Origin of the sequence: Brevundimonas sp. (assembly GCF_036402095.1) — a bacterium.
Lineage (GTDB): Bacteria > Pseudomonadota > Alphaproteobacteria > Caulobacterales > Caulobacteraceae > Brevundimonas.
On sequence record NZ_DASWTO010000171.1, the window covers coordinates 1 to 11,730 of the forward strand.

General features: G+C 70.8%; 9 protein-coding genes. 7 read left to right on the top strand and 2 right to left on the bottom strand.

Annotated elements, in window-relative coordinates; translation table 11 throughout:
• Nucleotides 1-284: 284 nt before the first annotated feature.
• The 7 genes from rsmI to VGD32_RS11615 all read left to right on the top strand — a co-directional run bounded on the left by rsmI (nucleotide 285) and on the right by VGD32_RS11615 (nucleotide 8,475).
• Nucleotides 285-1,157, top strand: a complete 873-nt coding sequence (rsmI, locus tag VGD32_RS11585; RefSeq protein ID WP_331032039.1) for a 16S rRNA (cytidine(1402)-2'-O)-methyltransferase — start codon at nucleotides 285-287, stop codon at nucleotides 1,155-1,157.
• Entirely contained in the window at nucleotides 1,154-1,594 is a 441-nt protein-coding gene (locus VGD32_RS11590; protein WP_414644414.1) for a YraN family protein, read from the top strand. The genes rsmI and VGD32_RS11590 overlap by 4 nt, the downstream gene beginning before the upstream one ends.
• Nucleotides 1,591-2,406 carry a SirB1 family protein gene (locus VGD32_RS11595; RefSeq protein WP_331032040.1) on the top strand — a complete coding sequence of 272 codons (816 nt, stop codon included), beginning with the start codon at nucleotides 1,591-1,593 and terminating at the stop codon, nucleotides 2,404-2,406. Before VGD32_RS11590 ends, VGD32_RS11595 begins: the two co-directional genes overlap by 4 nt.
• A gap of 61 nt (nucleotides 2,407-2,467) precedes the next feature.
• Nucleotides 2,468-3,415 (top strand): glutathione synthase, encoded by a 948-nt coding sequence (gene gshB, locus VGD32_RS11600; protein WP_331032041.1) that lies wholly within the window; start codon nucleotides 2,468-2,470, stop codon nucleotides 3,413-3,415.
• A gap of 63 nt (nucleotides 3,416-3,478) precedes the next feature.
• Nucleotides 3,479-5,077, top strand: a complete 1,599-nt coding sequence (locus VGD32_RS11605; RefSeq protein WP_331032042.1) for a YifB family Mg chelatase-like AAA ATPase — start codon at nucleotides 3,479-3,481, stop codon at nucleotides 5,075-5,077.
• Between the two features lie 78 nt (nucleotides 5,078-5,155).
• Complete coding sequence (locus VGD32_RS11610) at nucleotides 5,156-6,700, top strand: response regulator (protein WP_331032043.1); 1,545 nt, start codon at nucleotides 5,156-5,158, stop codon at nucleotides 6,698-6,700.
• Nucleotides 6,701-6,729: 29 nt separating this feature from the next.
• Nucleotides 6,730-8,475: an AmpG family muropeptide MFS transporter gene (locus tag VGD32_RS11615; protein ID WP_331032044.1), complete on the top strand. Its 1,746-nt coding sequence runs from the start codon at nucleotides 6,730-6,732 to the stop codon at nucleotides 8,473-8,475.
• 1 nt (nucleotide 8,476) lies between these two features.
• Here the strand turns inward: VGD32_RS11615 and VGD32_RS11620 are convergent, their stop codons facing one another.
• Both VGD32_RS11620 and VGD32_RS11625 read right to left on the bottom strand, forming a co-directional pair.
• A complete protein-coding gene (locus VGD32_RS11620) occupies nucleotides 8,477-10,756 on the bottom strand; it encodes an NADP-dependent malic enzyme (RefSeq protein WP_331032045.1) in 2,280 nt (759 codons plus the stop codon).
• Between the two features lie 117 nt (nucleotides 10,757-10,873).
• A complete protein-coding gene (locus VGD32_RS11625; protein WP_331032046.1) occupies nucleotides 10,874-11,476 on the bottom strand; it encodes an SOS response-associated peptidase family protein in 603 nt (200 codons plus the stop codon).
• Nucleotides 11,477-11,730: the final 254 nt, after the last annotated feature.

An 11,730-nucleotide genomic window follows, 5' to 3' on the forward strand; every position in this document is an offset into this window, starting at 1 on the left:
GGCGATCCGTCAGAGGCCCGGACGCAGGGCCGCCAGTCGGAGGGCGTGTGGAAAACGACTGCGCGGGGCAGCCTGTCTCGTCGAAACGGTAAAACAACAACGCATCCGGGCGAGGCCCGGCTGTCCCGCGCCCTCCCCACCCTTCCGCGGCTCCCGCCCCGGAAGACGCAGACCCATGCCCGCCAGGATGACCCGCCAGAGGACCGCCATGCGCCCGGCTCGGCCCCCTCCCGTCATCGCCGCCGCCCTTGAGCCGGACCGCCCCGGCTGTCACGGTCCCGCCGATGCCTGATCCCTCGCCCTTTCCCCCGACCGCTCCGCCGCCGCGCCCCGTGGCGCCGGGCCTGTATCTGGTCGCCACGCCGATCGGGAACCTGCGCGACATGACGCTGCGCGCGCTGGACGTGCTGGCCGCGGCCGATCTCGTGCTGGCCGAGGATACGCGGGTGACCGGCAAGCTGCTGTCCGCCTACGGGCTGAAGGCGAAGCTGGAGCGGTGTGACGACCACGCCTCGGCCCGCGCGGCGGAACTGGCGATCGGGCGCTTGCGCGACGGGGCGGTGGTGGCCCTGGTTTCCGACGCGGGCACGCCGCTGGTCAGCGACCCGGGCTTCGTCGTGGCCCGGGCGGTGATCGCCGAAGGCCTGCCGGTGCATCCGGTCCCGGGCGCCTCCAGCCTGCTGGCCGCCCTGTGCATCGCCGGCCAGCCGGCCGATCGGGTGCTGTTCGCCGGCTTCCTGCCGCCGAAATCGGGCGCCCGACGGACGGTGCTGGAGGAACTGCGCACCGGGCGGCAGACGCTGGTCTTCTTCGAGAGCGGCCCCCGCCTCGCCGACAGCCTCGCCGACATGGCCGCCGTGCTGGGCCCCCGACCGGCGGCCGTGGCGCGCGAGCTCACCAAGCTCTACGAGGACTGCGTCCGCGGCTCGCTGCCGGACCTGGCCGCCGACCCGCGCTGCCAGTCGCCCAAGGGCGAAATCGTCATCGTCATCGGCCCGGGGGAGACGGAAGCCGCTTCGGAAGCCGACGCGGACGCGGCCCTGGCCGAGGCCATGACCCGGCTGCCGCCCGGCGAGGCCGCCGCCGAGGTGTCGAGGGCGCTCAACCTGCCGCGCAAGCCGCTCTACCGGCGGGCGCTGGAGTTGCAGGGCCGGTGAGCGGCGCCCGGCCCCCGGTTCGCCTCAAGGCGCCGAGGGTCGTTACGACGAAGCGCGGCTGGCGCGTGGCGCTCGGGGCGCTGTCGCACCGGGAGGGGCATCGTTCCGAATGGCTGGCGGCGCTGCTGCTGATGAGCCGCGGCTATCAGCTGCTCGGATTCCGCCTCAAGACGCGCGCCGGAGAGATCGACATCCTCGCCCGGCGCGGACGGACGCTGGCGGTGGTCGAGGTCAAGCGCCGGGCCACTCTGGACCTCGCCCTCGCCGCCCTGTCCGGAAAGCAGTATGATCGGCTGCTGGCCGCGGGCCGCGCGGTGTTGCGTCAAAGACCCAGCTTGGCCGGACATCTGCTCAGAATCGATATGGTGGCGCTGGCTCCGGGCCGGCTTCCGCGCCATCGTCGGGGGGTGGAGCCGTTCGGGAGGGGGCGGGCGTGACTCGCGACGAAGCCGAATTCTTGCTGATGGAGGCCGGTCAGGCCGACGACGGCGCGTTTCCGCTGCTGGAAGCGGCCATCGCCTGCGCCATCCACGACTATCCGTTCCGCGATCCCGAACCCGTCCGCACCCTCGCCCACAATGCCGCCGAGCGCCTGGCCGAGCGGATCGCCGACGAAGGTCCCGACGACGCCCTGGCCGAGACCATGGCTTCGGACATGAGGCTGAACGGCGACCTGCTCAACTACGATCACCCGGGCAATACCGACATCATCGATGTGGCCGAGCGCCGGCGCGGCCTGTCGGCGACGCTGGCGATCTTCTATCTCGACGCGGCCCGGCGGGCGGGGGTTCGGGCCCAGGGCGTCGACTTCCCCGGCCACTTCCTGCTGCGGGTCGAGACGCCTGAGGGGCCGGTGGCGCTGGACCCGTTCAGCCAGGGCCGGCTGGTGCTGCCCTCGGAACTGACCCGGCGGGCGCTACGGGCCGGGTTGACGCCGCACGTCGCCGACCGGCTGGACGTGCTTATGGCGCCGGTCAGCGACCGGCAGGCGCTGCTGCGCCTGCAGAACGTGCTGTTCAGCCGCGCCATCCGCGCCCAGGACTTCGAGGGCGCCGAACGGTCGGCCCTGCGCCGGGCCCTGCTCGATCCGGAAGACCACCGTCCGTGGCTGGACGTCGCCGCGGCGCGCGAGAAGCAGGGCGCCCTGGCCGGCGCGCTGGAGGCCCTGTCCCGGGCCCGCTCGCTGGACGATCCGGCCGAGGCGCACCGCCGGATTTCGGTCGACCGGGTGCGGCTGCAGCTGAACTAGGGTTGCGCCCCGCCGCCCCGCTGCCCATTAGCCAAGGCTCGCCCGCCCGGAAGGACAGCCCATGCTCAGAGTCGCGATCCAGATGGACCCCATCGAGGCGGTCAACATCGAGTCCGACACCACCTTCCTGCAGGCCATGGAGGCCCAGAACCGGAGCTATCCGGTATGGATCTACGACTTCCGCACCCTGGCCCTGGAGGACGGACGGCTGACCTGCCGCGCCCGTCCGGTGACGCTGCGGCCGACGGTGGGCGATCACTTCACCTATGGCGACGAGGTCAGGCTGGACCTCTCCGCCGACGTCGACGTGATCCTGATGCGCCAGGACCCGCCGTTCGACATGGCCTATGTCACCGCCACCTATCTGCTGGAGACGGTGCATCCGAAGACGCTGGTGGTGAACGATCCGGCCGAAGTGCGCTCGGCGCCCGAAAAGCTGCTGGTCACCCGCTTCCCCGGTCTGACGCCCCCCACCCTGGTCTCGTCGGACCCGGTCGCCCTCGCCGACTTCCATCGCCGCCACGGCGAGGTGGTGCTCAAGCCCCTGCACGGTGCGGCCGGCTCGGGCGTGGTCCGGCTGAAGGCGGACGACCCCAACCTCGACGCCCTGGTCGAGATCCACGCCATGGGCTCGCGCGATCCGCTGGTGATCCAGAAATTCATTCCGGCGGTCTCGAAGGGCGACAAGCGCATCATCCTGATCGACGGCGAGCCCGTCGGCGCCATCAACCGCATCCCCGCGAAGGATCAGGTGCGCTCCAACCTGCGCGTCGGCGGCACCGCCGCGCCGGTCGAGCTGACCGATCGGGACCGCGAGATCTGCGCCGCCATCGGTCCGACGCTGAAGGCGCGGGGTCTGGTTTTCGTCGGCATCGACGTGATCGGCGACTGGCTGACCGAGATCAACGTCACCTCCCCGACCGGCGCCCAGCAGCTGAAGCGGTTCACCGGCGTCGACGCGGCGGCGCTGATGTGGGACGCGATCGAGCGTAAACGGGACGTCGCGTAACACCGCTCTTGTAAACCGTCCGGGTTCATGGTTCGTTCTCACCGCGGATAGCGGGAGGGGTCGATGGTGGCCAGCGTGGTCACGGTGGCGTTCGAAGGGGTCGACGCCCGGCGCGTGGACGTGCAGGTGCAGCAGCTGTCGGCCGCCGAACCGTCCTTCGTCATCGTCGGACTGGCGGACAAGGCGGTCGCCGAGAGCCGCGAACGGGTGCGCGGGGCCTTCGCCGGCATCGGTCTGGCCATGCCGCCCAAACGGATCATCGCCAACCTCGCCCCGGCCGACCTGCCCAAGGAGGGCAGCCATTTCGACCTGCCGATCGCCCTGGCGCTGCTGGCGTCGATGGGCGTCATTCCGCCGGACGCCCTGGCCGGATGGGCGGCGGTGGGCGAACTGGGCTTGGACGGGCGGATCGCGCCGGTCGGCGGGACCCTGCCGGCGGCGGTGGCGGCCGACGCCATGGGTCTGGGCCTGATCTGTCCGGAAGCCAACGGGCCCGAAGCCGCCTGGGCCGGGGATGTGGCGGTGCTGGCCCCGCGCTCGCTGATCGGTCTGGTCAACCACTTCAAGGGGACGCAGGTGCTGCGGCGGCCGGAGCCGGGGGCGATGCGCTCCGGCGAGCGCGTGCCGGACCTGCGCGAGGTCAAGGGCCAGGAGAGCGCCAAGCGGGCGCTGGAGATCGCGGCGGCGGGCGGGCACAATCTGCTGTTCGTCGGCCCGCCGGGCTCGGGCAAGTCGATGATGGCGGCGCGGCTGCCCGGCCTGCTGCCGCCGCTGACGCCGAAGGAGTTGCTGGAGACCTCGATGATCTGGTCGGTGGCCGGGCTCATCGAGCGCGGGGCCCTGACCCGCGACCGGCCGTTCCGGGCCCCGCACCACTCCGCCTCGATGGCGGCCCTGACCGGGGGCGGGCTGAGGGCGAGGCCGGGCGAGGCCTCGCTGGCGCACAACGGCGTGCTGTTCCTCGATGAACTGCCGGAGTATTCGGCCCAGGCGCTGGATTCGCTGCGCCAGCCGCTGGAGACCGGGGAGATCGTCGTCGCCCGGGCCAACGCTCACGTCCGTTATCCGGCCCGCTTCCAGCTGGTGGCGGCGATGAATCCGTGCCGCTGCGGCATGGGGGGCGGGGGCAAGGGGGCGTGCGGCAAGGCCCCACGCTGCCAGCGCGACTACCAGAACCGGATCTCGGGGCCGATGTTCGACCGCATCGACCTGACCGTGGAGACGCCGCCGGTCACCGCCGCCGACATGGCCCTGCCGCCCCCGGCCGAGGGCACGGCGGAAGCCTGCGCACGGGTTCTCTCCGCCCGCGGCATGCAGGAGGAACGGCTGCGCGTCGCCGGCATCGACCTCGAGACCGCCCGCGACCAGGCCGTCAACGCCCGCGCCTCGGGCGAGACGCTGGACCGCTTCGCCACGCCGGACGACGCCGGCCGGGCGCTGCTGATGCGGGCGGGCGAGGCCGGCGGCCTGACCGCGCGCGGCTGGACCCGGACGCTGCGGCTGGCCCGCACCATCGCCGACCTCGACGGCTGCGACGGGGTGCTGCGCCGGCACGTGGCCGAGGCGCTGGTGCATCGCCGCTCGACGGTCGGCGCCCAGGCCGATTTCGAACGGCGGGACGGCGGGCGGACGGAAGAGCGGACCGGGGCGCCGGCGTACTGACCTCAGACTTCCTTAACCCAGCCGCTTGAACCAGCCTTAAGGGATTGCCGCTCATGGTTACCGTCCAGGGGGATGGCGATGGCGCGCAAGATCAGGTCGGTTGCAGACATGGCGAAGATGGACGCCCCGGCGGCCGAGGGCGCCGAACAGCAGTTCCTGCGCCTGATGAGCCACGAGATGCGGACGCCGCTGAACGGCGTCATCGGCATGCTTGGCCTGCTGCAGCGGACCCGCCTCGACGGGGCCCAGCGCGCCTATGCCGAAGCGGCCCGATCCTCGGCCGAACATCTGCTGGGCCTGGTCAACGACCTGCTCGACTATGCCCGACTCGAAGCCGACCGGCTGGAGTTCGACGCCGCGTCCGTCGACATCGAGACTCTGGTGCGCGGCGTGGCCGAACTGCTCAGCCCCAAGGCGCATGACAAGGGCCTGGAGATCGCCTGGTCGGTGGCGCCCGAGGCCGTCGACGTCATGGCCGACGAGGGCCGGCTGCGGCAGGTGCTGTTCAACCTCGCCGGCAATGCGGTGAAATTCACCGAGACCGGCGGCGTCCGCATCACGGTCGAGCGTTCGGGCGGATCGATCAAGCGGCCGAAACTGGCCTTCATCGTCGACGACACCGGGCCCGGCGTGCCGGTCGAGGCCCGCGGCCGCATCTTCGAGGAGTTCGGCCACGTCGACTCCTCCGACGCCAGCCGTTTCGGGGGGGCCGGGCTTGGCCTCGCGGTGGTGCGCAAACTCGCCGACGCCATGGGCGGAACGGTCAGCGTTGGAGACCGGCCCGACGGCCCCGGCGCCCGCTTCCGGTTCGAGGCCGCCTTCCCGGCGGTCAAGGGCGCTCCGGAACGCGCCCTGTCGCTGGCCGGACAGACGGTCGGCGTGATCAGCCCCGACCCGTTCATCCGCGCGGCGGCCGCGGCCCAGATCGAAGCTTCGGGCGGCACGGTCGCCGCCAGGGCGCCGGTCGTGCTGATCGACCATGCGGCGCGGCCGGCCGGACACGGCATGGCCCCCCGGCCGTCGGACGCCCGCGCCATCGTGCTGCTGAAGCCGGGCGAGCGCGACCTGATCGCCCGTTACCGCTCGGCCGGTTTCCACGGCTATCTGATCAAGCCGCTGCGGCGCGGTTCGCTGGCCGAACGGGTGCTGGCGGCCTCGGGCGCGCAGCAGACGATGCAGCCTGGACCGCCGCCGCCGCCGCCCGAGGACGACCGCGTCGCCCTGACCCGGTTCTCCGGCATCCGTGTGCTGCTGGTAGAGGACAATCCGGTCGGCGCCCTGCTGGCCGCCACCCTGCTGCGCCGCGAGGGCTGCGCGGTCGAGACCGCCGCCAGCGGCCGCGAGGCGCTGGATGCGCTCAAGCGAGCCCGGTACGACCTGGTCTTCATGGACATGCGGATGCCCGGGATGGACGGCCCCAGCGCCGCGCGGGCCATCCGCGCCCGCGGCGACGAGACGCCGATCGTGGCCCTGACCGCCAACGCCTTCGCCGAGGACCGCCGCGCCTGTCTCGAGGCCGGCATGGACGACCATCTGGTCAAGCCGCTGGAGCTCGAGGCCCTGCGCGCCGCACTGGCCCGCTGGACGAACCGCGCGGACCGCGCCAAGGTCGCCGTCGCATAAGGCGCGGGGGGCGCCGAACGAGGGCGTCCATGACCGACAGCACCACGACCGACAAACCCGTGCGCGGCCTCGGGGGACTCGCGGTCTATGGCGAGCGGCGCGTGTTTGTGATGCTGCTGCTCGGCTTTTCGGCCGGTCTGCCGTTCCTTCTGATCTTCGACACCCTTTCGGCATGGCTCCGGGAAGACGGGCTGTCGCTCGAGGTGATCGGCTTCTTCGGTCTGGCGACGCTCAGCTACACCCTGAAGTTCATCTGGGCGCCTCTGATCGACCGGACGACGATACCCGTCCTGACCAAATGGCTCGGCCATCGTCGATCTTGGATGGTGGTGACGCAGGCGATGGTGGTTTTCGGCCTCTGGTCAATCTCGGGCCAGAGCCCTTCCGCTTCGCTCGGGGCCGTGGCGATGTTCGCGGTGCTGACAGGTGTCTTCGGCGCCACCCAGGACATCGTCATCGACGCGTGGCGGATCGAGGTCGCAGACGACACGCGCCACGGTGCGATGGCGGCGGCCTACCAGCTCGGCTACCGCTTCGCCCAGATACTGGCCGGGGCCCTGCCGCTGGTGCTGGCCGATCTCTACAATTGGAATATCTCCTACGCCGTCATGGCCGCCTTGATGGGCATCGGCATCGCGGCGGCGATTTTCGCACCGCGCGAGAAGACCCATGAGATCCGGCCGATCCCGGTCGGCGACGTGCCGTCACGGCCCCCGCTGGAAATCATGGAATGGATAGTCCGGCTCGTGATCATCGTGGTCGCCGCGTTGATCATCGGTTCCGGCCTGACTGGCGCCGCGGACATGCTGGCGGGTGGTTTGCGCCTCGTCGGGCTCTCGGCCGAAAGCGCTGAAGCCCTGAAGGCCGCCTGGAAGGTCAAGCCGGAGGGAGTCTACCTCCAGGTTCTGGCGACGTTCGGCGGTCTGGCCCTGATGGTGCTGGCGTGCTGGCCCATTCCTCGCGTGCCCACGCGTCCGGGGGCCTACCTCGCCGGGTCTTTCGGGGAGCCCCTGAAGGATTTTTACAGCCGCTTCGCCGGCGTCGCGACGCTGATCCTCGCCCTGATCTGCGTCTACCGGCTGGCCGACTTCGTCCTCAACATCATGAACCCGTTCTACCTCGACCTCGGCTTTGACAAGACCGAGGTGGCCGAGGTGAGGAAGGTGTTCGGCGTTTTCGCCACGACCTTCGGCGTCTTCATCGCTGGCTGGGCAGTCGCCAAGCTCGGGTTGATCCGCACAATGGTCATCGGCGCGTTCATGAGCCCGGTCTCCAACCTGGTCTTCGCCTGGCTGGCGGTGCAGGGGCCGGACCTGGGTGCTCTTTTCGTCGCCATCGGCGTCGACAATGCAGCCACCGGCTTCGCCGGCACGGCCCTGATCGCCTATATGTCCAGCCTGACTTCGCTGGGCTTCACGGCGACACAGTACGCCCTGTTCAGCTCGCTGTATGGACTGCCCGGCAAGCTGATCGCGTCCCAGTCCGGGAGGATTGTCGAAGGGTCGGCGCGCGCTGCCGAGTCCGGCGGAATTTTCGCCCCGCTGAAGGGGCTTTTCGCAGGGCTCCCCAGCGGGTCTCTGGTCGAAGGGGCTGCGACGAGCGGGGTGACGCCCGCCGCGCTCGGCGCCGGTTATGTGGTCTTCTTCCTTTACTCGACCGTGATCGGGGTTTTCGCCGTCGTCCTCGCCTTCATCGTCGCGCGCAAGCAGACGGAGTTGCAGGCCCGCCAGGCCGAGGAGGCCGCGGAGGCGGCGACCGAGGCCCAGCCCTCCTGACTCACTCCTCGCCGATCGCTCCCTTCTCGTAGGCGGCGAAGGTGGCGGCGGTGATGATTTCGGAGACGGAGGCGCCGAGGGAGACGATCTGGACCGACTTCTCGAGGCCCACCAGCAGCGGGCCGATCACCGTGGCGCCGCCCAGCGACTGCACCAGACGGGTCGAGATGGCCGCCGAGTGGATGGCCGGCATGACCAGCACATTGGCGTGGCCCGACAGGCGCATGAAGGGGTAGGCGGCGCGCGCCTCGGGATCCAGCGCCAGCTCGGGCGGCATCTCGCCCTCGTATTCGAAGTCCACCCCGCGTGCGTCGAGGATGCGGATGGCCTCGCGCACCTTCTCGCCGCGGTCCCCCGGCGGGTTGCCGAAGGTCGAGTAGCTCAGGAAGGCGACGCGCGGGGTCTTGCCCAGCTTGCGTACCGTCTCGGCGGCCTGGATGGCGATCTCGGCCAGCTCCTCGGCGTTGGGCAGTTCGTGGATCGAGGTGTCGGCGACGAACAGGGTGCGGCCCTTGGCCAGCAGGATCGACAGGCCGATCATCCGCTCCCTGACGTCGAGGACGCGGCGGACCTCCTTCAGCACCATGTTGAAGTTGCGGGTCACGCCGGTGACCATGCAGTCGGCCTGGCCGCGGGCGCACATGGCGGCGGCGAAATAGTTGCGGTCCTGATTGATCATCCGCTGCACGTCACGCTTCAGATAGCCGCGGCGCTGCAGGCGCTCGTACAGCCAGTCGACGTATTCGGCGTTGTGCTCGGAGATGCGGGCGTTGACGATCTCGATCGCCATGTCGTCGAAATTCAGGCCGGCCTCGGCGGCGTTCTTGCGGATCAGCTCCTCGCGGCCGAGCAGGATCGGCGTGCCCAGCTCGGCCTGCTTGAAGCCCCAGGCGGCGCGGATCACGGCGGTCTCCTCGCCCTCGGCGAAGACCACCCGCTTGTTCGGCGCGGCGCGCACGGCGCCGGAGATGTTCTGCATCAGGGCCGCCGACGGATCGAGCCGCGAGCGCAGCTGGGTCCGGTAGGCGTCCATGTCCTCGATCGGCTTGCGGGCCACGCCGGTGTCCATCGCGGCCTGGGCCACGAAGGGGGGGATGTACCAGATCAGGCGCGGGTCGAACGGCGTCGGGATGATGTAGTCGCGGCCGAACTTCAGCTTGCGGCCGCGGTAGGCGGCGGCGACCTCGTCGGGCACGTCCTCGCGGGCGAGGGCGGCGAGGGCCTGGGCGCAGGCCACCTTCATCTCGTGATTGACGCGGCGGGCCCGCACGTCGAGAGCGCCGCGGAAGATGTAGGGGAAGCCGAGGACGTTGTTGACCTGGTTGACGTAGTCCGACCGGCCGGTGGCCATGATGGCGTCCGACCGCACCGAGGCGACGTCCTCGGGGGTGATCTCGGGGTCCGGATTGGCCATGGCGAAGATGATGGGATTGGGCGCCATGGAGGCGACCATCTCCTTGGTGATCGCGCCCTTGGCGGACAGGCCGAGCACGACGTCGGCGCCGACCATGGCCTCGGCCAGGGTGCGGTGGGGGGTGTCGGTGGCGTGGGCCGCCTTCCACTGGTCGACGTTGGCGCGGCCCTTGTAGACCACCCCCTCGCGGTCGACGATGACGGTGTTCTCGGCCCGCACGCCCGCCGCCTTCATGAGACCGATCGACGAGAGACCCGCCGCACCCGCGCCGGCCAGAACGACCTTGAGGTCTTCCAGCTTCTTGCCGGCGATATGGGCGGCGTTGATCAGGCCGGCGGTCGAGATGATGGCGGTGCCGTGCTGGTCGTCGTGGAACACCGGGATGTCCAGCAGGTCCTGCAGCTGGGCCTCGATCTCGAAGCATTCCGGGGACTTGATGTCCTCCAGATTGATGCCGCCCCAGGTGTCGCCGATGTTCTTGACGACGGTGATGAACTCGTCGGGGTCGGTGGTCTTCACCTCGACGTCGAAGCTGTCGACGTCGGCGAAGCGTTTGAACAGGACGGCCTTGCCCTCCATCACCGGCTTGGAGGCCATGTGCCCGAGGTTGCCGAGGCCGAGGATGGCCGTGCCGTTGGAGATGACGGCGACCAGATTGCCCTTGGAGGTGTAGTCATAGGCCTTGTCGACATCCTCGGCGATGGCCAGCACCGGCACGGCCACGCCGGGCGAATAGGCCAGCGACAGGTCGCGCTGGGTCGCCATCGGCTTGATCGGGGCCATGGAGATCTTGCCCGGAGCCGGCAGCCGGTGGAAGTCCAGCGCGTCCTCGTCGGAGAAGGTCTGCTTGTCGGTGATGTCGGGCATGTCGGGGAAGGGGTCCGGGGGGTCGGGTCGGGAGGACTGTTCCTAGGCCGTGGGACCGGCCCGGACAACCGCCGAGGCCGACTCGGCGACGGACCCGGGGGCCGGATCGGGCGCGGTTCAGCCGCCGCGGGGCGCCTGGGCCGCTGTCAGGGCGCCGGCCGGCGGGGGCGTCAGCAGGTCTTCCGCGGGACGGCGGTCGAACAGCCAGTCGGCCCAGGCGGCGGGCGGCAGGGGCAGGACGCCACGGTCGTGATAGGGGGCGACGTCGGGGCCGGGCGCGGCCGTGAGCAGGGAAAAGGCGGCGGGCGCGCCATTCGCCCCGGCCCGCCAGATCGCCGCCAGGGCCAGGAAGGGCTGGCCGGCGCCGCGCAGGACCCAGCGGGTCTTGGGATATCGGGCGCCCGTGAACTCATAGAAGCCGGAGACCGGGACGAGGGCGCGGCCGCCGGCCGGGCCGTTGGAGAAGCGGCGGCCCTCGGAGCGGAAATTGATCACCGGCGGCCGCTTCGGCGCCGGAGGCGGGAAGCCGAAGCGCATATCGACCAATTCGGCGGAGTCGGGGCCGGCCGCGCGGACGGCGCGCGACAGATCGGTCGGGCGCACCTCGTCGACGGGCTCGATGTTGGGCAGGCCGCGCGGAAAGCGCAGCGGGGCGCCGTGGTGATCGAAGGCCTCGACCAGCTGGGTGACGGAGAAGCGGGCTTCGTAGGAGGCGCACATGGGGCGAGGATAGACCGGAATTGAGTGAAAGGGAGACGGCGTGACCGGGCTCCACGCCACCCTGGCCGGGAAGACGGCGCGGGTGTTCGTCCTGCGGCGGCGGACCGGCGCAAGGTGGGGAGGGCGCGGGACAGCCGGGCCTCGCCCGGATGCGTTGTTGTTTTACCGTTTCGACGAGACAGGCTGCCCCGCGCAGTCGTTTTCCACACGCCCTCCGACTGGCGGCCCTGCGTCCGGGCCTCTGACGGATCGCC

Coding starts and splice junctions, on each gene's coding strand:
- VGD32_RS11615 (WP_331032044.1), top strand. CDS start 6,730: ATGACCGACAGCACCACGACCGACAAACCCGTGCGCGGCCTCGGGGGA.
- VGD32_RS11625 (WP_331032046.1), bottom strand. CDS start 11,476: ATGTGCGCCTCCTACGAAGCCCGCTTCTCCGTCACCCAGCTGGTCGAG.
- rsmI (WP_331032039.1), top strand. CDS start 285: ATGCCTGATCCCTCGCCCTTTCCCCCGACCGCTCCGCCGCCGCGCCCC.
- gshB (WP_331032041.1), top strand. CDS start 2,468: ATGCTCAGAGTCGCGATCCAGATGGACCCCATCGAGGCGGTCAACATC.
- VGD32_RS11605 (WP_331032042.1), top strand. CDS start 3,479: ATGGTGGCCAGCGTGGTCACGGTGGCGTTCGAAGGGGTCGACGCCCGG.
- VGD32_RS11620 (WP_331032045.1), bottom strand. CDS start 10,756: ATGCCCGACATCACCGACAAGCAGACCTTCTCCGACGAGGACGCGCTG.
- VGD32_RS11610 (WP_331032043.1), top strand. CDS start 5,156: ATGGCGCGCAAGATCAGGTCGGTTGCAGACATGGCGAAGATGGACGCC.